The following is a 20,771-nucleotide window of genomic DNA, read 5'->3' on the forward strand; positions in this document are numbered from 1 at the left end:
GGCGCAGGAGCACACAGCGGCGCAGGGCCGAGCAGAGACACAGGAACACGCAGAGACGCAGCCGCGCGGAGACCCACCGACACGCAGGGCGCGTGGTGACGCAACACGTGTATCGACGCAGGACGTAAGGGGATGTCATGCCGGACAACGCCCAGAAGTACGTCGCCGCCATCGACCAGGGCACCACCTCCAGCCGTTGCATCATCTTCGACCGGGACGGCGCCGTCGTCGCCGTGGACCAGCGTGAACACCGCCAGATCTTCCCCAAGCCGGGCTGGGTGGAGCACGACGCCACCGAGATCTGGTCGAAGGTGCAGGCGGTGGTCGCCGGGGCGATCGCCAGGGCGGGGCTGCGCCCGGACCAGATCAGCGCGCTCGGCATCACCAACCAGCGCGAGACGACCGTCCTGTGGGACCGGGCCACGGGCAAGCCCGTGCACAACGCGATCGTGTGGCAGGACACGCGGACCTCCGCGCTCTGCAGCGAACTCGGCGGCCCCGACGGGCAGGACAGGTTCCGCGGGCGGACGGGTCTGCCGCTGGCCAGCTACCTCTCCGGTCCGAAGGCGGCCTGGCTGCTCGACAACGTGCCGGGCCTGCGGACCCGCGCGGAACGCGGCGAGATCGCCTTCGGCACGATCGACTCCTGGCTGATCTGGAACCTCACCGGCGGGACGGACGGCGGCCGGCACGTCACCGACGTCACCAACGCCGGGCGCACCATGCTGATGAACCTGGAGACCCTCCAGTGGGACCCGACCATCCTGTCCGCGATGGACGTGCCGGAGGCCGTCCTCCCGGAGATCAGGTCCTCCGCCGAGGTGTACGGCACCGCCGTGGGCCAACTCGCGGGTGTGCCGGTGGCGTCGGCGCTCGGCGACCAGCAGGCGGCCGTGTTCGGGCAGGCGTGCTACGACGTGGGCGCCGCGAAGAACACGTACGGCACGGGCAGTTTCCTGCTGCTCAACACCGGCAACCGGCCCGTGGCGTCGAAGAGCGGACTGCTCACGACCATGGGGTACAAGATCGGTCACGAGGCGCCGGTGTACTGCCTGGAGGGGTCGATCGCCATCACGGGCGCCCTGGTGCAGTGGTTCCGCGACCAGCTCGGCATCATCCGTACCGCCGACGAGATCGAACCGCTGGCCGCGAGCGTCGACGACAACGGCGGGGCGTACATCGTGCCGGCGTTCTCCGGGCTGTTCGCGCCGTACTGGCGCTCCGACGCCCGCGGGGTCGTCACCGGGTTGACGCGGTACGTCACCAAGGCGCATCTGGCGCGGGCGGTACTGGAGGCGACGAGCTGGCAGACGCGGGAGGTCGTGGACGCCATGTTCCAGGACTCGGGGGTGCGCATCACGACCCTCAAGGTGGACGGCGGCATGACCCGCAACAACCTGCTGATGCAGCACCAGGCGGACGTGCTGGGCGTCCCGGTGATCCGGCCGCGGGTCTCCGAGACGACCTGTCTGGGAGCCGCCTACGCGGCCGGGCTCGCGACCGGGGTGTGGCACGACCTGGACGAGCTGAAGTCGCACTGGAGCAAGGACGCCGAGTGGACACCGTCCATGGCGGACTCCGTCCGCGACCGCGAGTACCACAACTGGCGCAAGGCGGTGGAGAAGAGCTTCGGCTGGCACGAGGACGACGCCGACTGAGGGGGGACCCACAGGCCACGGCTCGTACCCCGGTCGGCGGGGGTACGAGCCGTGCTCAGGTCGTGACGCTGTGGCGGTGCTCCGCCGTGTACGCCATCGCGTGCCGGACGACGGCGACGAGGACGTCCTTGACGGACTCCCGCCGACGCGCGTCGCACAGCACGACCGGGACGTCCGGGTCGAGGTCGAGGGCCTGGCGGACGGTCTCCGCCGGGTAGTGGGCCGCCGTGTCGAAGCAGTTGACGCCGATGACGAAGGGGATGGAGCGGCGCTCGAAGTAGTCGACGGCGGCGAAGCAGTCCTCCAGGCGACGGGTGTCGGCGAGCACCACGGCCCCCAGTGCGCCGGACGCCAGCTCGTCCCACAGGAACCAGAAGCGGTCCTGGCCGGGCGTGCCGAAGAGGTACAGGACCAGGTCCTCGCGCAGGGTGATGCGCCCGAAGTCCATGGCCACGGTGGTGGTGTGCTTGCCCTCCACACCGGTGGTGTCGTCGACCGGGCGGCCCGCCTCGGTCAGCACCTCCTCGGTGCGCAGCGGCTTGATCTCGCTGACCGCGCCGACGAGGGTCGTCTTGCCCACGCCGAAGCCGCCGGCCACGAGGATCTTGAGCGTGACGGGCTCGACCGGAGGTGTGCCGCGCTCAGTGCGCCCGAGGATCATCGGTCTCTTCTCCTGCTGGATGGTTGTCGCGCGACGGCGGACCGCGGCCTGCTCACAGCGCCCGGAGGCCGTTGATCACGTCGCGCAGAATACTCTCGTCCACCAGTTCGGCAGGCGGAACTGGACGATTCACATGGACCAGTTCCTCGTCGACGAGGTCGCCGACGAGGACCCGGACCACTCCGACGGGTAGGTCCAGTTCGGCGCCGAGTTCGGCCACCGACTGCGGGGTGTCACGGCACATCTCCACGATGCGGACGTGCTCCGGGGACAGCGAGTGGTCGTCCTCCGGATCGTCGACGTGGGGCTCCGTGACGACCACGGCGATCAGATCGAGGCGGTGCTGCACCGCATGGCTGGTCCGGCCGCGCGTCATGGCGTAAGGACGGACCACCGGTCCGGCCTCGTCGTCGAACCAGTGACTTCTTCCCTGACCGTCTCGGCTCATGCCATCCCACTACCCGCCCTGGGGCAGATCGGTGCGTGGGGCGGAACCCAGATGTACGCCGACCCGCTTGACCAGCAGCGTCATCTCGTAGGCGACCTGACCGATGTCGGCCTCCGCGTCGGCGAGGACGGCGAGGGCGCTGCCGTCGCCGGCGGCCGTGACGAAGAGGAATGCCTCGTCGAGTTCGACGACGGTCTGACGGACGTTGCCCGCCTCGAAGTGGCGGCCGACGCCCTTGGCGAGGCTGTGGAAACCGGAGGAGACGGCGGCAAGGTGCTCGCTGTCCTCCCGGGTGAGCTCCTTGGAGACGCCCGTGGGCAGTCCGTCGCCGGAGAGCACGAGCGCCTTGCGGATGCTGGCGACGCGCTCCACCAGGTCGTCCAGGAGCCAGTTCAGCTCGCCGGACGTGCCGATCGCGGTGGGCCCTTCGGCCTTCGGTGCGGTCATCGACCGTCCCCCTCTGTCGTTCCTCGTGGTGCTGAGACGTCTCGGGCGTCGTCGCCCTCGGCGTTCTCCTCGCGGCCTCGCTGCCAGCCCCGCTGGAGCGAGGCCATACGGCTGCGTACTTCGTCGGCGTCACGTTCGGCCGTGTCCGACCGGTCGGCGCGAGCCCTCTCGCGCTCGATCCGCCGGGCCAGGCCGTCCTTCAACTGCGGTGCCAGATTGGCCTGTCGGACGCGACGCGGCAGCGGGCTCGGAGCTGATTCTGCCTGGTCGGCCGTCGGGTCCGTACGCGGGGTGGGCATGCCCGGAACCGGCCTCGGTGCGCGGGTGGCCGGGTCGTCGCCCGCGGTCGTGCGCCGCCGCTGGGGCAGCGCCGGTGGCTCGTCCCCACCGGTCGGGGCCCCCGGGCGGTACCCGTCGCCGAACGGGGCGGGTGCGGGGCGTACGGGGGGTTCGGCGCGGTCGCCTCGCAGGGCGGTGAACGGCCGCGCGTCTCCGACGCCCGCCTCGCGTCCCTGCGGGGGGTCGTCCTCCGGGCGGCGCGGCTTATGGCCCGTCACCGGGCGGCCGTGCGAGCTGACCAGGTGCGGCGTCCGGCGCGGCGGCAGCGCCACGGGGCCGACCGTGGGGTCGGGGTCGGTGAGCGGTGTCCGCTGCGCCTCGGTGTCGTGGGCCGGCCGCGGGTCGCCGTCGACGCCGGTGAGGGGGCGGCGCGGCCGGAACAGCTCGCCGCCCTCGCCGTCGTCGCCGAGGGTGGCCGGGAAGCCGCCCAGGGGGTCCAGCTCGACCGGTGCCTCCAGCTCGACCGGACCGTCGAGGATGGTGGCTGAGATGCCGGGCAGCCGGACCGGCACCTGGGAGAGGGCGGCGTTGCGCTCCTCCTCCAGCTGGGCCTCACGGCTGGGGTGGGCGCGGTCGAGGCGGAAGCCGATGCCGTTGGTGTCGGGGACGTCGTCGGTGAGGAGCGCGTCGGGGATGAAGACCACGGCGGTGGTGCCGCCGTACGGCGAGGGCTGCAGGGAGACGCGGACCTTCTGCCGCTGCGCGAGCCGGCTGACCACGAACAGGCCGAGCCGGTCGGTGTCGGACAGTTCGAAGTCGGGGGTCTCGGCGAGCTTCAGGTTGGCGTCGAGGAGCGCCTCGGCGGCCATGCCGAGGCCACGGTCGTGGATCTCCAGGGTGAAGCCGTTGGCGACGCGCTCGCCGAGGACCTGCACCGCGGTGTGGGGCGGCGAGAACACCGTGGCGTTCTCGAGGAGTTCGGCGACGAGATGGGTGAGGTCGGCGACGGCGGGGCCGGTGACGGCGACCCGGGGCAGCCGGCGGACCTCGATGCGTTCGTAGTCCTCTACCTCGGCGACGGCGGCGCGGACGACGTCCATGAGCTGGATGGGCTTGCGCCACTGCCGCGACGGAGCGGCGCCGGAGAGGATGACCAGGCCCTCGGCGTGCCGGCGCATACGAGTGGTCAGGTGGTCGAGGCGGAACAGGTCCGCGAGTTCCTCGGTGTCGTCGGTCCGCCGCTCCATCGTGTCGAGGAGGGTGAGCTGTTTGTGGAGCAGGACCTGGCTGCGGCGGGCGAGGTTGACGAAGACCTCGGAGATGCCGCTGCGGAGCTCGGACTGCTTGACGGCGGCCTCGACGGCGGCCCGCTGGAGGGTGTTGAGGGCCTGGCTGACCTCGCCGATCTCGTTCTTGTCGTACTCCAGGCGGGGCACTTCGGTCTCGACGTCGACCTGTTCGCCCGCGGCGAGCCGGCGCATCACGCTGGGCAGCCGCACATCGGCCGTCTCGTGGGCCTCCTGGCGCAGTCGGCGCAGGTCGCGGATGAGGACGCGGCCGATGCGGACGGACATGAACAGCGAGACCAGGAGGGCGAAGAGACCGAGGACTCCGGCGACGACGGCCCGGAGGATGACGTTGGTGGCCAGGGGGCGCACCCGGTCCTGGTAGCGGTCGCCCGCCTCGATGCTGAGGTCGCGGAGGTCGGAGAGCACCGGTTCGACCGCGCTGTCCCAGCTCTTGGCGCTGACACCGGCCCGCTGTCCGGCGACGGAGGCGATGACGTCCTGCTCGACCGAGCGCAGGGGCGCGGTGTTGGCGCTGCGCCAGTAGCCGGCGAGGCGGTTGCGCTCGGAAGAGGGCAGCAGCGGCAGGGTGATGTCGTACAGCAGGTTCCGCTGGGCCACGAGGTCGGAGAAGTCGCGGATCTCGTCGCGGCTGATCCGTCCGGCGACGAGGACGGAGCTGAACAGGGCGTCCTCGCGGGAGAGGAGCTCGCGGGCGCGCCCGATGTTGACGAGGGCGCGGCCCTGCTTGTCCATCTCCACGTTGTCCAGCGCGGGGAGGTTGGACAGGAGGGCGAAGCAGGGGTCGACCAACTCGTTGTAGAAGTTCAGGCCCTGGGTGACGGTGACGGTGCCGTCGTCGACGCCGGTACGCAGGGCCGGGAGGCCGTCCAGTGCGTTGAGGATGGTGGTGAGCCGCAGCGCGGTGGACTCGCCCATCTCGTCGCGCAGTTCCGCGTCGGTGGCGTGGGTGCGGAACTGCTTGACGGCCTTGTCGGTGGCTTCGCGGCTGCGTTCGAGGGCTGCTGCGGCGTCGGAGCCGCGTGGATCGGCGAGGAGGACGAGGGTCTGGCGGCGTTCCTGCTGGAGGACACGGATGGTGTCCTCGGTGGGGAAGCCGATCTCCTCGACGATGTCGGCCACCCGGAAGAGGTCGCTCGCCGCACGCCCCGTCAGCACCGTGGCGAAGGCCCAGACGCTGGTCAGGGCGATCAGGGGCACGAGCAACAGCGCCACGATCTTCCGGCGGATCGATTTCCCGCGAAAGCGCATGGCCTCCCCCAGCTCAACCCCCGCTGGTCCGGGGGCACACACGTGCGTCAACAAACGGCGTGAGCCTACTACCGTCACGGGGGTATCTCGAAGAGCCGTCGGTACGCACCTACCGCCCATGACGAACCAGACATGGGGAGTTGTCCGTTCATTGGGGGAGATTGCCGCCCCCTGTGGGGCAGTTGGACCCATGACATCCCGTCGGGGAAGTTGGCCGGTTGGCCGGATTTTTGCGTTCCTTGGGAATCTTTCGGCGCTCCTCGATCGTCTTTCTGTATGGGAACGGGGTGCGGATGGGGCGTCAGGCCCCGCGAGCCGCCCCCGGGTGGCGTAATTCGGAGGAAGTCGGGCACCAGAGGGGGGCCGGGATCTCGTGATCCCGGAGCTCTTGGTCCACCGGCGGTGGGGAGTGACAAGGTGATGGGCACGGCGGAGCGGCAAGTGGCGCCCGGGAACGACACGGTGACACCACGGGCGGCGGCAGCGGCCGTTCGGGCACCCGAGCGGGGCCCCGGAGCAGGTGGGGGTGTCACGGTGACAGAGCGGAAGCCCGTCGCCAAGGACGAGGAGCGTACATATCACCGACCGTTGTGGGTCGAGGAGCCGGCGCGCAGGCGCCGACTGCCCGATCCGGTGCGGACGGCGGCGGTGCGGGCGGTCCTCATCATCGCGGTGACGCTGATTCAGGCGATGGTGGCCGTCCTGTGCACCCTGGCGGGCTCCTGGCTGGCCTTCCCCATGGTCCTGAGCAGCGTCGCCAGTACGGTCGCGGCGACCTGGGGCGTGCTGGACGTGTGGGTGACCCGGCAGGTGTGGAGCCAGCGCAACGGCGTGGTGTCGGCTCCGAGCAGCACGGCGCGCGCGCTGCGGCGCGAGCGGCGGCGGGCCCGTCGTGAGGCGCGCGCGGCGGAGCGTACGCAGGCGCGAATACGCCGCCGGGGCGGCGCGGGCCAGCTCTCCCACTCGTAAGGCAGGCGACCTGCCGCCTCGTTCCTCCTGGCGCCCTTCGCGCGCCCCGGGCGGGGCCCCTTCCGGGCCTCTTCCGGGTTCCTTTCGGTGCTCCCGCGCGGGTTCCTCCTGGCGTTCTTTCCGGCTGAGCGTGTCAACCGTCACATGTGACCGGTCGGCGTGCATAGAACGCGGCCTTCCGGTTAGGCGCTCAGCCGCAAGGGCGCCTGCAGCACGGCGCTGACCAGGAGGAACGAGAGACATGCCCGAACTTTTCATCGGCGGAGCGTGGCGTGGCGCGCTCGATGGGCGCACCCGTGAAATCCGCTGTCCCGCCGACGGCAGCCTGGTCGCCGTCGTCGACGAGGCCGGCCCCGAGGACACCGTGGAGGCGATCGCCGCCGCGCGCCGCGCCTTCGACGAGGGCCCGTGGCCCACCACGCCGGCCGCCGAGCGGGGCGCCCTGCTGCTGCGGGTCGCCGACCTGCTCGTACGCGACAAGGACGCGCTCGCCCGCGCCGAGTCGCTCGACACCGGCAAGCGGCTGGTGGAGAGCGAGTACGACATGGACGACATCGCGAACTGCTTCCGCTACTTCGCTCACGCGGCCACCGCCGAGACGGGCCGGGTCGTGGACACAGGGCGGGAGGGCGTCGACAGCCGGGTCGTGTACGAGCCGGTCGGGGTGTGCGCGCTGGTCACCCCGTGGAACTATCCGCTCCTGCAGACGGCCTGGAAGGTCGCCCCGGCGCTCGCGGCGGGCAACACCTTCGTGCTGAAGCCCAGCGAGCTGACCCCGCACACCGCGATCCATCTGATGCGGCTGCTGGAGGAGGCCGGGCTGCCGCCGGGCACGGCGAACCTGATCCTCGGCGCCGGTCCCGAGGCGGGCGCCCCGCTCTCCGAGCACCCGGACGTCGACCTCGTCTCGTTCACCGGCGGGCTCCAGACCGGTCGGCGGTTGATGGCCAACGCCGCCGCGAGCGTGAAGAAGGTCGCGCTGGAGCTCGGCGGCAAGAACCCGAACATCGTCTTCGCCGACGCCGACTTCGACGCCGCCGTCGACATGGCTCTCACTGCCGTCTTCCTGCACTCCGGCCAGGTGTGCTCCGCAGGCGCCCGGCTGCTCGTCGAGGACACGCTGCACGACCGGTTCGTCGACGAGCTCGTGCGCCGGGCGGAGCGGATCCGGCTGGGCGGCCCCTTCGACGAGCGGGCGCAGACAGGACCGCTGATCTCGGCGGCGCACCGCGCGAAGGTCGAGGAGTACGTCGCCAAGGGCCTCGCGGAGGGCGCGGTCCTGCGCTGCGGGGGTGAACGGCCGACGGGCGAGGCGTACGACCAGGGCTTCTACTATCTGCCGACCGTCCTGGACGAGTGTGCGAGCACGATGTCCGTCGTCCAGGACGAGTCGTTCGGGCCCGTGCTGACCGTGGAGCGGTTCAGCGACGAGGCGGAGGCCGTGCGGCTCGCCAACGACACGATCTACGGCCTGGCCGGCGCCGTCTGGACGACGGACGAGGCCAGGGCCCGGCGGGTGGCCGCCCGGCTACGGCTCGGCACGGTGTGGATCAACGACTACCACCCGTACGTCCCGCAGGCGGAGTGGGGCGGTTACAAGCAGTCCGGCTTCGGCCGTGAGCTGGGGCCCGCAGGGCTCGCCGAGTACCGCGAGGCGAAGCACATCTGGCGCAACACGGATCCCGCACCGCAGGGCTGGTTCGCGTAACCCTCCTGTGAGGTACAGCAGTTGAGGCGCGGGACCTGATCCTTCTGCCGTTTCCTGCGGACGGCGGACGCGGTCCCCCTCCCCGCACGTGCCCACGGGCACCTCGTCCCGGCACCTCGTCCCGGCACCCGTGAGAGCCGCTCCCCCTTTCCCCGAGGCCACCAGGAGTCCGCTCATGACGACCATCGAGCAACCGACCGGACCACAGAAACCGAACGACGACGCCGGACTCGCCGAGTTCGGCTACAAGCCCGAACTCAAGCGCACCCTCGGCAACTTCCACACCTTCGCCGCCGGGATCAGCTACATCTCGATCCTCACCGGCACCTTCCAGCTGTTCTACTTCGGCTACAGCAGCGGCGGGCCCGCCTACTGGTGGTCGTGGCCCATGGTGTTCGTCGGCCAGTTCATGGTCGCGCTCTGCTTCGCCGAGCTGGCGGCGCGCTACCCGGTGGCGGGCTCCGTCTACAACTGGTCGAAGAAGATAGGAAATCCGCATCTGGGCTGGCTCGCCGGCTGGATGATGCTGACCGCGTCGATCGTGTCGATCGCGGCGGTGTCGCTCGCCTACCAGCTGACGCTGCCGCAGATCTCCGACGTGTTCCAGTTCGTCGGGGACGGCACCGGCACGTACGACGTGGCGACCAACGCCGTCATCCTGGCCGGGGTGCTGATCCTGTTCACCACGCTGGTGAACGCCTTCGGCGTGAAGCTGATGGCCACGATCAACACGGCGGGCGTGTTCATCGAGCTGATCGCCACCGTCGTGCTGATCGTCCTGTTCGCGGTGCACATCACGCGTGGCCCGCAGGTCGTGCTGGAGACGAACGGCACGGGCGAGGGGTACGGCGGCGCCGGGTACCTGGGCGCGTTCCTCGTGGCCTCGCTGGCGTCGGCCTACGTCATGTACGGCTTCGACACGGCCGCCTCGCTCGGCGAGGAGTCGCTGGACCCGTCGCGGAACGCGCCGCGCGCCATCATCCGGGCCATCGTCGCCTCCTTCGTCCTCGGCGGTCTGATCCTGCTGCTGGCGCTGATGAGCGTCTCCAGCCTGAAGGGCGAGAAGCTGTCCACGGACGGTCTGCAGTACGTGGTGCTCGACGTCCTCGGCCCGACAGCCGGCAAGGCGATGCTCTGGTGCGTGCTGATCGCGGTCACGGTGTGCGCGCTCGCCGTCCACACGGCGGCGATCCGCCTGGCCTTCGCGATGGCCCGCGACAACAACCTGCCCGCGTCCTCGCTGCTGGCCAAGGTCAGCCCGCGCTTCCAGACCCCGGTCCTGCCCGCCGTGATCATCGGCGTGCTGGCCCTCTCGATCCTGGTCGTCAACATCCGCCAGCCGCAGATCTTCACCGTGGTGACCAGCATCGGCATCATCATGATCTACCTCGCCTACCTCGGCGTCACCGTGCCGATGCTGGTGGCCCGGCTGCGCGGGAAGTGGCAGCCGGCCGGTGACGGCAGGTTCTCCCTGGGCCGCTGGGGCGTCCTGGTCAACGCCCTGGCCGTCCTGTGGGGCGCCGGCATGACCCTCAACCTGATCTGGCCGCGGGCCTCCGTCTACAACGCGACCGAGCCGTTCCACTGGTACCTGCGCTGGGGCGCGGTCCTCTTCGTCGGGCTCATCGCGGGCGGCGGCTTCGCCTACTACTGGTTCGTCCAGCGGCACAAGACCGGGGTGCTCGCCGAGCACGCGATGACGGCCCCCCGGACCGGCACCGAGCCGTCCGGCCCGACGACTCCCCCCGCCTCGCGCGTCGCCTCCCAGGCGGCCGACTGACCGGACCCGGTCACGGAGGCACCGGGCCCTCGACGGGGCCCGGCCACCGGGACCGGGCACAGCACGCACCGCGCGGTCCCCCGGCGCCGATCCGCCGGGGACGCATGCAACGCAAGGAGGACAACTCCCCATGAGCGCAGAAGAGTTCGATTACGTCGTGGTCGGCGGCGGCACCGCGGGAAACGTGGTCGCGGCCCGGCTGTCCGAGGACCCGTCGGTCACCGTGTGCGTCCTGGAGGCGGGACCCAGTGACGTCGGCGACGACGCCGTCCTGAAGCTGGAGCGCTGGATGGGCCTGCTGGAGTCCGGCTACGACTGGGACTACCCCGTCGAACCGCAGACCAGCGGCAACAGCTTCATGCGGCACGCCCGCGCCAAGGTCCTCGGCGGCTGCTCCTCCCACAACTCCTGCATCGCCTTCTGGGCCCCCGCGGAGGACCTGGACGACTGGGCGGCGGCCGGCTGCACGGGCTGGTCCGCGGCCGACCTCTTCCCGCTCTACCAGCGGCTCGAGAACAACGACGCCCCCGGTGACCACCACGGCCGCAGCGGCCCGGTCAAGCTCCGCACCCTGAAGAGCGACGACCCGTGCGGGACGGCCCTGCTGGAGGCGTGCGCCCAGGCCGGTATACCGACGACGCCCTTCAACTCCGGTACGACGGTGATCCGGGGCGCCAACTGGTTCCAGATCAACTCCGACGAGAACAACATCCGGCAGTCCTCCTCGGTGGCCTATCTACACCCGATCATGGGCAGGCGGCCCAACCTGGAGGTCCGCACGGGCGTCCGCGCGAAGAAGCTGGTGCTGGAGGGGCGGCGCTGCGTCGGCGCCGAGTACCTCGACCCGGACCAGATCCACACCCGTACCGTCCGGGCCCGGCGCGAGGTCATCGTCTCCTGCGGGTCCATCGACACGCCGAAGCTCCTGATGCTCTCCGGCATCGGCCCCGCCGAGCACCTGCGCGAGGTGGGCGTGGACGTGGTCGTGGACTCGGCGGGCGTCGGCGAGAACCTCCAGGACCACCCCGAGGGCGTCATCATGTGGGAGGCCGCGCAGCCGATGACCACCACGTCCAGCCAGTGGTGGGAGGCGGGCATCTTCTACGACACCGAGCCCGGTCTGGACCGCCCCGACCTGATGTTCCACTACGGGTCCGTGCCGTTCGACATGAACACCGCCCGGCACGGCTACCCCACGGCCGAGAACGCGTTCTGCCTCACGCCGAACGTGACCCGGGCGAAGTCCCGCGGCACGGTGCGGCTGCGCACCCGCGACTACCGGGACAAGCCGAAGGTCGACCCGCGGTACTTCACCCACGAGCACGACGTGCGGGTGATGACGTACGGTCTGCGGCTGGCCCGGCGGATCGCCGCGCAGCCGGCGCTGAGCGGCTGGGCGGGGGCGGAACTGGCGCCGGGCCCCGACGTGCAGACCGACGACGAGCTGTTCGACTACATCCGCAAGACGCACAACACCGTCTACCACCCGGCCTGCACCGTGAAGATGGGCGCGGACGACGACCCCATGGCACCGCTGGACGCGCGGCTGCGGGTCAAGGGCGTCGAGGGGGTGCGGGTGGCCGACGGGTCGGTGATGCCGGACCTGGTGACGGTCAATCCGTGCATCACGACGATGATGATCGGCGAGAAGTGCGCGGACCTGCTGAAGGCCGACGCCGAGGGGTAGCCGCCGGGGGCGCGGGGCGACCGCGCGTCCGTCGTGGCCGCCCACGCCGTTGCCCGCGCCCCGGTGAGGGGGCCGCGCCCCTCACCGGCGCCCCTCACCGGGGCGCGGCCCCTTCTCGGGCGGGGGTCGATGTCGGGCGCTTGTACATCCTCGTCGCGGTGATCTCGCTGTGCACCGCCTCTCCCGCCCGGGGCTGCTGCGGCAGTCCCGGGCGGAGGTGTTCCTCGACGCTGATGTACTTCAGGCCGGCGCGCAGGTCGGCGTCATTGCGGAGGCGGATGACCAGGGGGAACTCGGCCAGGGCGGTCGTGTCGAAGAGTCCGGTGGTGTAGAGGAGCTGGACGCCGAGGGCGTCCGACACGGCCCGCTGCAACTCCAGCAGGTAGGTCGCGTTGGCCCGGCCGATGGGGTTGTCGAGGAAGAGGGTGCCGGCGTGGCGGTGCCTGTCGCGGCCCCGGTCGTTGCTGCGCAGCGCCGCCATGGTGCAGTACAGGGCGATGGCCGCGGTGAGCAGCTGGCCGCCGGAGAAGACGTCGCCCATCTGGCCCACGGGGACGCGCTCGGCGCGGAGCACGGCGTCGGGCTTGAGGATCTCGACGGCGACCCCCTTGGGCTGGAGGGCGGCGCTGACGCCGCGCAGCAGCAGGGACATGCCGTCGCGCCGCATGTCGGAGTTCTTCTTCACGGCCGCGCGGGTCGCCTCGTCGATGACCTCGCCGAGTCGCTCGGTGAGCGTGGCCTGGTCGGGTTCCTCGAAGCGGATGCGGAGGAACTCCTGGCCGGACCACTCCCCCAGGCCCTCGGGAAGCCTGGACAGCCGCTGCGCCGAGCGCAGGGTGGCGAGCGCGGACTCCACGAGTCCCCGCAGCCGGTCCACGATCGAGTCGCGGTTGCGCTCCAGCTGGGCCAGCTCGTCGGTGAGGACCCGAAGCCGGGGCGCGAAGGCGTCCGCCCACTTCTGGGCGTGCTCGGGCAGCGCGGAGGCGGGCAGCTCACGGATCTGCTGGCGGGCCGGGGTGCGCACCTGCTCGTAGCGGGTGGAGTTGGCGTGCCGTACGAGGATGTCGCAGGCCTCGCGCACCGCGCCCTCGGCGGCGGAGAGGTCGGCGGCGCAGCCGCGCAGGGAGCGGCGGGCCTCGGCGGCGGCCTTGCGGGACTCCTCCAGGCCGCCCGGGTAGGGGTCGGGCTCCTCCTGGTCGTCGTCCGGGGTGTGGTCGCGCAGGAGGTCCCTGAGCAGGGCGGCCGTCTCGTCGAAGCCGCCGGCCGCGTCCTCGGCGGCGCGGTGGGCCGCCAGCAGCTCGGCGTGGGCCTCTCGCGCCTGGGCCAGCGCCTCGGTGCGGGAGGCGAGTTCGGTGGTGGCGGTGCGCAGCAGGGCCTGGGCGTGCTCGGCGTCGCGCGGGACCCTTTCCTCGGGCAGCTCGGTGTGGGTCTCGCCGTCCTCGGGGGCGTGCCGTTCGGCCTCGCCGCGCAGCCGTCCGAGCTGTTCGCTCGCGGTCGACATACGGGTCTCCAGGAGCTGCACCAGCTCCTCGGCACGGGCCGACGCGGCCTGCCGGGAGGGGCCGTCGGAGCCGTCGGGCGACTGCAGGAGCTGCTCGGCACGGTTGCGGACCTTGTTGCTGAGCCGGTCCAGTTCCGCGCGGGCGGCGCTCTCGTCGCTCTCGGCCCGGGCCTGTTCGGCGCGCAGGTCGGCGCCCACGCCGACCTTCTCGTACACCTGGGAGGCCGCGCGGTAGGCCTCGCGGAGGGCCGCGAGGGGCTGCCTGGGCGTGTCGCTGTCCGCTTCGGGTACGTCGTCGGGGGCGCCCGCGATCTCCGCGCGTTCGGCGCGCAGCGCGCGTGCGGTGCGGCGGGCGTCGTCGGCGGCGCGCTGGGTGGCGCGGCGGTCCTCGTCGGCGGCGCGGGCCCGCTCCAGACACACCTGGGCGCGGGCCTCGGACTCGGCGGCCTCGTCGGCGAGTTCACGGAGCTTGGCCTGCCAGCCGGCGCGTTCCCGCAGCCGGAAGGCGAGTCCGGCGAGGGCGTCGGCGGCGCGCCGGGCCTTCTGCGCGGCCTCCTGCCGTTCGTCCCGCACCTGGGCGGCCTCGGCCGCCGCCTCCTCGGCCTCCGCCCGCACGGTCCGGGCCTCGGCGAGTTCCGCCTCGGCCTCCTCCGCGAACGCGCGGGTCTCCGCCGCCGACAGGGCCAGCTCGGTGAGCCGGCCCGCCGGGCAGCCGGTGCGCCAGGAGGCGAGCCGCGCCGCGAGCTCCCGGTCCTTGCCGAGCCGTGCCGCGAGCGCGCGGATCTCCTCGTCGCGCGCGGTCGCGCGGGCGCGCAGTGCCTGGCGCTCCTCGTCGGCGGCGCCCTCGTCGTGCATGGCCGGGTTCGGCGGGACGAGGAACACCTCGGACAGGGCGCCGTCGGCCGCGTCCAGGGGCGGTGTCGGCGCGAGCAGCGCGGCCGCCGTGCCGACGGCGACGGCGGACCGGGGGAGCAGGGCCGCGTCGCTCAGCGCCGCACGGGCGCGGACGTGGGAGTCGGGGTCGGTGATGATGACGCCGTCGACCAGCTCGGGGCGCGCGGCGAGCACGCGCGCGTGGTCGGCGGGGTCCACCGCCTGGGCGAGGTAGCGCCAGCCGGGCAGCGCGGGGATGCCGTGCTCGCCGAGGAACTCGACGGTGGCCAGGACGTCAGGGCCCGGCGGCAGCAGTCCGCCGTCGCCGAGGGCGCCGAGGATGCGGGAGTCGTCGGCCGCGGCGGTGCGCAGTTCGAAGAGGGTGCGCTCCGCGGAGGACACGTTCTCGTCGAGCAACTCACGCAGTTCGTCCGCGAAGCGGTCCAGTTCCTCGGGGGTGAGGGGGCCGTCGCCGGGGGAACCGGAGGCGTCTGCGCCGGGGCCGTCGGCGGCGCCGGCCGCCGGGCCCGTCCGCTGCGGCTGGGTGGACCTCTCGGTCGGGATGCCGCCGGGGCCGTCACCGGCGGCACGGGGTACGGGCACCCCGGCCCGGCTCCTGCGGGCGGCGCCCGGCAGGCTCAGCAGTTCGGCGAGGCGTTCCTCCGCCGCGAGGGCTTCCGCGGTGCGCCGTTCCCCGTCGTACGCGCGCTCGGCCGCGACGGCGGCGTCGGCCGCGCGGGCCGCGGTCAGCTCGGCGCGGGACTCGGCGGAGGCCGCCTCCCTGGCATGCTCGGAGGCGCGCCGTGCGGCCTCGCGGGCGGTGTCCCAGGCGGCGACGGCGGTCTTCTCGGCGTCACTCGCGGCGAGGGCGGCGCGGGCCGGGTCGGCGTCGGGCGCGCTGTCGTCGAGCCAGCCGGCCCGGACCGCCTCGGCGGTCTCCTGCTCGACCTCGGCGAGCCGCTGCTTCAGGTGTCCGATCTCGCTGCGGGCCCGCTGCGCCTCGGTGGCGGCGGCCGTGGAGTCCCGGTGGGCGGTCTCGCCGACCTCCTGCAGGGCCGCCGAGCGTTCCTCGCCCTCGTTGGCGAGGTTCTCGGCGCTCTGGGCGGCCGCGTGCAGGGCCCGTACGAGATCGACGGCGGCCCTGGCGCGGGCGGCGAGCGCGGGGGCCGCGTCCCGCTCGGCCTCCTGGATCGCGACGGCCACGCGCGCGACGCGGTCGGCGGCGGCGCGGTGCCTGAGCACGGCCTCGGCGGCCTGCCAGGCGGAGTGCAGGGTGCGGGCGTCAGCCAGTTCCCGTTTCTGGGCGGCGGCGGACTTCTCGGCGGCGGCCAGCGCGAGCGAGGCGTGCCGGTAGGCGAGTTCGGCCGCGATCAGCGCGCTGCGCTCGCGTGCGCCCTCGGCGTGGGTGACCGCGTACGCGGCGGCCGTGACCCGCTGGGCGAGATCGGTGCCCCTGACCCGTTCCCGGGTGGCCCGGGCGGAGAGCCGCCGGGCGAGGATGCGGGTCCGCCGCTCGGCGGCCGTGTGGATGTCACGTGCCCGCGACCGTGCCTCTGCGGCCTCCACGATCCGGCCGAGGAGGTCCACGGAACCGGCGGTGAAGTCGCGTTCGGCGATCAGTTCGGCCCGGCGTCCGAGCTTGTTGCCGAAACCGCCGACGAGGTCGGCGAGCCCGTCGGTGTCCCGGGTGTCCGTGACCGCGCGGAGCAGCAGGTCGGTGAAGTCGGAGTCCTTCTTCACGGCGAAGAGGCCGGCTGCCTCGCCCTCGTCGGCGTTCATCTCCCGCTGGTAGCGGAAGAGTTCGGGGTCGAGTCCGAGGTCCGTCAGATGCTCGTTCCAGCGGTCGTGGATCTCCTCCCAGTGCACTTCGAGGTGCGGGTACGCCTTGCCCGCCTCGGTGAGGGCGTCCCGGAACCCCTTCATGGTCCGCCGCCGCCCCTGTGCGCCGGAGGCGCCCTCGACGGGCGGCCGTACGGCGGTGGACTCGGCGACGGGGAGGTTGTCGAGGCTGAGGCCGGGGCCGGGCCGGAAGGAGTACCAGGCCTCGGCGAACTTGCGGGGGTCGTTGGAGACCTGGCGTCCGCGCCACTCGCTCACCTTGCCCACGACGACGCACTCACCGGTGAGGGTGTGCTGCCACTCCAGCGCGACGTGCCCGCAGTCGTCGGCGAGCAGGAACTTGCGCAGCACGCCGGAGCTGGCGCCGCCGAGGGTGTTGCGGTGTCCCGGCAGCATCACCGAGAAGATCAGCTTGAGCAGGACCGACTTGCCGCCGCCGTTCTCCAGGAAGAGCACGCCCGCGGGCGCCGGCCGGCGGGGCGGCCCGGTCGGCTCCTCCTCGAAGAACTCCGCCTGCTGCGGCGCGGGGTCGGGCACGGGCTCGCCGACACCCCTCAGGTCCAGCACGGTGTCGGCGTAGCGCGCACCGGCCGGCCCGATGGAGTAGAGGCGGACCCGGGACAGCTCGTACATGGTGGGGGACTTTCGCGGTCGTGAGGGTGGTTCGTGCGGAGACGTGGTGCGGGTCGGGGGCGGGTGCGGGCGGTGCCGACGCGGCGGGGTGGGTGGGGTGTCGGAGAGGCGGGTGGTGCGGTGTCGGCGAGGCAGGCGGCGGGGCAGGTGCGGGCGGTCAGGAGTGGAACGGCAGCCCGGCGTCGGCCACCAGTTCCAGGTCGTCGGTGTCGTCGGGGGGCAGCAGGGTGGCCGTGCCGTCGGTGACCGGGACGATCCCCAGGTCGAGCAGCTCGGCCATCGCGGCGCTGCCCGCCATGTCCCGCACCTGGAGCTGGTAACGGGCCGTCGTGCGGTACGTACCGCCGTTGTCGTCGCCCGTGCGCTGGAGGAACCCGGAGTCGGTGAGGAAGCCCACCGCCTTGCCGACGATTCCGGTGGTGGAACCGGCGAGCCGGCGGGCGTCCTTGGTGGCCCCGGTGGAGCTGCGTCTGGCCCAGATCCGCCAGGCGGCCTCCAGTCCGGGCGCGTCGGTCGCCGGGTCGGTGTTCTCTCCCTGCTCCTCGGCGCGCTCCTCCAGCCGCCGGCAGGCCTGCCGTACGAACGAGTCGACCCCGTTGACCGACACGCGCCCGATGTATCCGTCGTCCGCGAGGTCCTCGGGGCGGGGGAACGCCATCGCGGCGACCGCGAGGTGGGCGAGCCCGTGCAGGAAGCGGTCCACGGAGTCGGCCGAGGTGCGCCGCGCGTAGTCCCCCATCCGCACGGCGAACACGGAGTCCTCGGCGGCCGTCACCGCCATCCCGGCTCTCGGTGACACCTCCAGCACGACCAGTCCGAGCCCGGTGGCGACGGCGTCGGCGAGCCGGGCGAAGGCGGGGTCCTCGCGGTAGCGGCGCAGCAGATCGCCGTACTCCTGGTCACGGGCGGGCTGGAGCTTGGGCTGGAGCCCGAAGGCGACGAGCCGCGCCGCGTCGGCGGCGTCGGCGGGGGTGACGGCGGCTGCCACCGGAGCGGCGGCGGCCTCCGGCTCACTCCACTCGACGTGCTCGCTCACAGCTGGAACTCCTCGATCTCGGAACAGGGCTCGGAACGGGTGTCGGGACTGGGCTCGGAACATGGCTCGGACCGGGTCACGGAGCGAGTCTCCGAGCAGGTCCCGGAACCGGGAGCAGCGGCAGCGGGGGCGAGGGCGAGGCCGCGTCCGGCGGGGAGCCATCCGCGGGCGGGGCCCGTCCGGTGGCCCGGTGGCGTTCTCATGCCGCCTCCGAGCGGTCCGCCGCCATCCCGGCCGCGTCCAGCAGCGCCGTCCCCACGATGAGATCGGCCCCGCCGAACTCGGGGTCGTCCAGTTCCGTCCCGTCGTCCACGGCGAAGAGCAGCTTCTCCTCCCCCTGCCGGTAGGCCGTGCCGACCGGCGGGCTGGCCGCGTGCACGGCCAGCAGCGCGACCAGATAGGGCAGTTCGGGGTCGGACCGCCGGGCCTCCGCGAGCAGTCCCGACAGTCGTCGGGGCGCGTCCGCGGGCAGGTCCAGCAGCCGCATCGCCGCGGCCAGCTGCTCCTCGCTGAACCGGCTGTCGTCCGGAGTGGCGATCAGGTCCGGCTCCGGCATCTCCGCGCCCAGGTGCTCCCGCTCCACCGGCGGCGTGAACAGGAGGTCGACGAGGTCGCCGAGGCGCGGGGACCCGGGCGTACGCAGCCCCGTCCCCCGGGCGAAGAACGCGTCGGTCACCCGCCGCGCCTGCTCCACGGGCAGCGGCAGCAGCGGTGCGAGCAGATGGCCGTAGAGGTCGGTCCCCGAGGTCGTCATGGGGGTGGCGAACGCCTGCCGGTCCTGCTCCGCGCGGAACAACGGGCCGGCCTCCAGCAGCCGGGACTGCAACTGGGTGTGCCGCCGGATGCAGTCCTTGACGATGTCGACGAGTTCGGCGGCGCGCCGCTTGTGCTCGGGGTCCTCGGACTCGTCGCGGGCCTTGCGGATGTTGGTGAGGATCGCGTTCTCGTGGCGGTAGCGGTCGGCGACGTGGTCGAGCGCCTCGGCGATCATGTCGGGGACGGCCTGGAGCCAGTCGACCGCGCGGACGTTGCGCCGGGTGGCGTCCAGGGCCTTGCGGAGCGTCTCCGAGTACTGCACCGTCCGGTAGCGCGCCTGTTCGGCGGCGAGCTGGGCGTCGGCGAGCCGGCCCCGGCTGATGAGGACCTCCAGCTTGACCTCGGCGGCGATCTGCGCGCTGGTGACGTCGGTGTCGAGGGCACCCACGAGGACGTTGACGGCCTCGTCGGTGGTGCGGAGGTAGACACCGCCGCCGTAGCCGGGAACCTCCTCGATCAGCTTGAAGTCGTAGTCGCGGCGCACATAGGTGCCGTCGGAGGCGAAGGTGCCGTAGACGGCGCGGAACCCGCGGTCGACGCTGCCGACGTTGATCAGGTTCTCCAGGACCCAGCGGGCGACCCGCTCGTGCTCCTCGACGGGGCGCTGCGGGGCCTGGGCGGAGATGCGGGGGACGAGCCGGGCGACGATCTGGTCGTGGTCGGCGCCGGTGTCGAAGTCCATGTTGAGCGTGACCAGGTCGATGGCGGCGAGGGCGACCTCCGCCATGCCGTACACCGAGTACTCACCCGCGAGGTTGGCCTTGCGCGCGTCGAGGTCGTGCAGCGGCGCTGTGCAGGCGAGCGCGCGCAGCCGCCGCGCCAGGCCCTCGTCGGCGGCCGGGCCCGGAGCCGGGCGCGACCCCGCGCTGAGCTGGGGCGGAACGCTGTCCGTCGATACGGGTGAAGTCACGGTGCACAGATTAGGTCCTGGGTCCGACAGCGACCCAAATCGCTGCGCCGTGCCGGGGCCCGCGCAGGCACCGGCATCGACACCAGCACCAGCACCAGCACCAGCACCAGCACCAGCACCAGCACCAGCACCACGGTCGCCCGGCTCGGCCGGAGGCCGCTCAGGGGGCGTCGGCCACCCGGCGGCCGTAGACCTCGACCAGGCCCTGCAGCGAGTCGTCGAGGTACTCGGCCAGCATCTCCTCGGCCCGGTCGCGTTCGCCCCGCTGGAGCGTCCGGAGGATCAGCTGGTTGCGCGCCAGGTACGGCTCGTAGAGCTTGCGCGGGTTGTCCACCACGTGGAACGCGAGCCGCAGTTCGGCGAAGACGCTGCGCATGAGTTCGTCGGTGCGGTCGCTGCCGGCGAGGGCGACCAGTTCCCGGTGGAAGTGGATGTTGGCGGTGGAGACGCCCTTCCAGTCGCCCTCCCGCGCCAGCCGCTGACCGTCGGCGACGGCCTCGACGAGCCCGTCCAGGGCGTACGGCGGTTCGCCGAGCCCCCGGACGACGGCGCACTCGACGATCCGGCGGGTGCGGTAGATGTCCTCGACGTCCTGGACGGTGAGGACCCGCACGAACACCCCGCGGTTGAGCTCGTGCACGAGGAGCCGTTCATGGGTGAGCAGGCGGAACGCCTCCCGGAGGGTGTTGCGGGAGACCCCGAGGGCGCCGCCGATGCTGTCCTCGGACAGGCGGGTGCCCGGCGGGAAGAAGCCTTCGGCGATCCGGCTCCGGAGGATGTCCGAAACCCGCTCGGCGGTGCTGGTGCGACCCAGCAGGGCCCGGTCGTCGGCAAGTCCCGTGAGTTCGGCGGCCATGCGCCGCATTCAATCGCAGTCATCAGAACGAGACAACATGGGTATTGAAGGATCGTTCAACGATCCTCTACCTTGCTGGACAGGCGCCCCGCACCACGCCACGGTTCGACCC

Annotated in this window: 14 protein-coding genes; 5 read left to right on the forward strand and 9 right to left on the reverse strand. The window is 72.5% G+C overall.

Annotated elements, in window-relative coordinates:
* The first annotated feature begins 137 nt into the window (after nt 1-137).
* On the forward strand, nt 138-1,658 hold the full coding sequence (gene glpK, locus GSY65_RS05300; protein ID WP_159766199.1) for a glycerol kinase GlpK: 1,521 nt from the start codon (nt 138-140) through the stop codon (nt 1,656-1,658).
* Between the two features lie 55 nt (nt 1,659-1,713).
* On the opposite strand, the gene GSY65_RS05305 is transcribed toward glpK, so the two are convergent.
* Genes GSY65_RS05305 through GSY65_RS05320 form a run of 4 tightly spaced genes read right to left on the reverse strand, consistent with a single transcriptional unit; the run spans nt 1,714 to nt 6,051 of the window.
* Entirely contained in the window at nt 1,714-2,319 is a 606-nt protein-coding gene (locus tag GSY65_RS05305) for a GTP-binding protein (protein ID WP_159766200.1), read from the reverse strand.
* 52 nt (nt 2,320-2,371) lie between these two features.
* Nucleotides 2,372-2,767, reverse strand: a complete 396-nt coding sequence (locus GSY65_RS05310) for a DUF742 domain-containing protein (RefSeq protein ID WP_159766201.1) — start codon at nt 2,765-2,767, stop codon at nt 2,372-2,374.
* Between the two features lie 9 nt (nt 2,768-2,776).
* Nucleotides 2,777-3,214 carry a roadblock/LC7 domain-containing protein gene (locus GSY65_RS05315; RefSeq protein WP_159766202.1) on the reverse strand — a complete coding sequence of 146 codons (438 nt, stop codon included), beginning with the start codon at nt 3,212-3,214 and terminating at the stop codon, nt 2,777-2,779.
* Entirely contained in the window at nt 3,211-6,051 is a 2,841-nt protein-coding gene (locus tag GSY65_RS05320) for a nitrate- and nitrite sensing domain-containing protein (protein WP_159766203.1), read from the reverse strand. The genes GSY65_RS05315 and GSY65_RS05320 overlap by 4 nt, the downstream gene beginning before the upstream one ends.
* A 402-nt stretch (nt 6,052-6,453) precedes the next feature.
* Between GSY65_RS05320 and GSY65_RS05325 the strand changes: the two genes are divergently transcribed.
* From GSY65_RS05325 to GSY65_RS05340, 4 genes are all read left to right on the forward strand, one after another.
* On the forward strand, nt 6,454-7,020 hold the full coding sequence (locus tag GSY65_RS05325; protein ID WP_380967303.1) for a hypothetical protein: 567 nt from the start codon (nt 6,454-6,456) through the stop codon (nt 7,018-7,020).
* Nucleotides 7,021-7,261: 241 nt separating this feature from the next.
* On the forward strand, nt 7,262-8,728 hold the full coding sequence (locus GSY65_RS05330) for an aldehyde dehydrogenase family protein (protein ID WP_159766204.1): 1,467 nt from the start codon (nt 7,262-7,264) through the stop codon (nt 8,726-8,728).
* A gap of 175 nt (nt 8,729-8,903) precedes the next feature.
* Nucleotides 8,904-10,508: an APC family permease gene (locus GSY65_RS05335; protein WP_159766205.1), complete on the forward strand. Its 1,605-nt coding sequence runs from the start codon at nt 8,904-8,906 to the stop codon at nt 10,506-10,508.
* A gap of 130 nt (nt 10,509-10,638) precedes the next feature.
* Nucleotides 10,639-12,195, forward strand: a complete 1,557-nt coding sequence (locus GSY65_RS05340) for a GMC family oxidoreductase (protein WP_159766206.1) — start codon at nt 10,639-10,641, stop codon at nt 12,193-12,195.
* A 94-nt stretch (nt 12,196-12,289) separates the two neighbouring features.
* Here GSY65_RS05340 and GSY65_RS05345 read toward each other — a convergent pair whose 3' ends face one another.
* From GSY65_RS05345 to GSY65_RS05365, 5 genes are all read right to left on the reverse strand, one after another.
* Nucleotides 12,290-17,041: a hypothetical protein gene (locus GSY65_RS05345; RefSeq protein ID WP_159766207.1), complete on the reverse strand. Its 4,752-nt coding sequence runs from the start codon at nt 17,039-17,041 to the stop codon at nt 12,290-12,292.
* 157 nt (nt 17,042-17,198) lie between these two features.
* Nucleotides 17,199-18,077 (reverse strand): hypothetical protein, encoded by an 879-nt coding sequence (locus GSY65_RS05350; protein WP_159766208.1) that lies wholly within the window; start codon nt 18,075-18,077, stop codon nt 17,199-17,201.
* Between the two features lie 199 nt (nt 18,078-18,276).
* The gene (locus GSY65_RS05355) at nt 18,277-19,803 is read right to left on the reverse strand and encodes a hypothetical protein (protein WP_159766209.1); all 1,527 of its coding nucleotides are present in this window, start codon (nt 19,801-19,803) and stop codon (nt 18,277-18,279) included.
* Nucleotides 19,800-19,937, reverse strand: a complete 138-nt coding sequence (locus tag GSY65_RS05360) for a hypothetical protein (RefSeq protein WP_159766210.1) — start codon at nt 19,935-19,937, stop codon at nt 19,800-19,802. The genes GSY65_RS05355 and GSY65_RS05360 overlap by 4 nt, the downstream gene beginning before the upstream one ends.
* A 26-nt stretch (nt 19,938-19,963) precedes the next feature.
* Nucleotides 19,964-20,659, reverse strand: a complete 696-nt coding sequence (locus tag GSY65_RS05365) for a GntR family transcriptional regulator (protein WP_159766211.1) — start codon at nt 20,657-20,659, stop codon at nt 19,964-19,966.
* Nucleotides 20,660-20,771: the final 112 nt, after the last annotated feature.

The organism is Streptomyces sp. HM190 (assembly GCF_009857135.1).
GTDB classification, from domain to species: Bacteria; Actinomycetota; Actinomycetes; order Streptomycetales; family Streptomycetaceae; genus Streptomyces; species Streptomyces heilongjiangensis.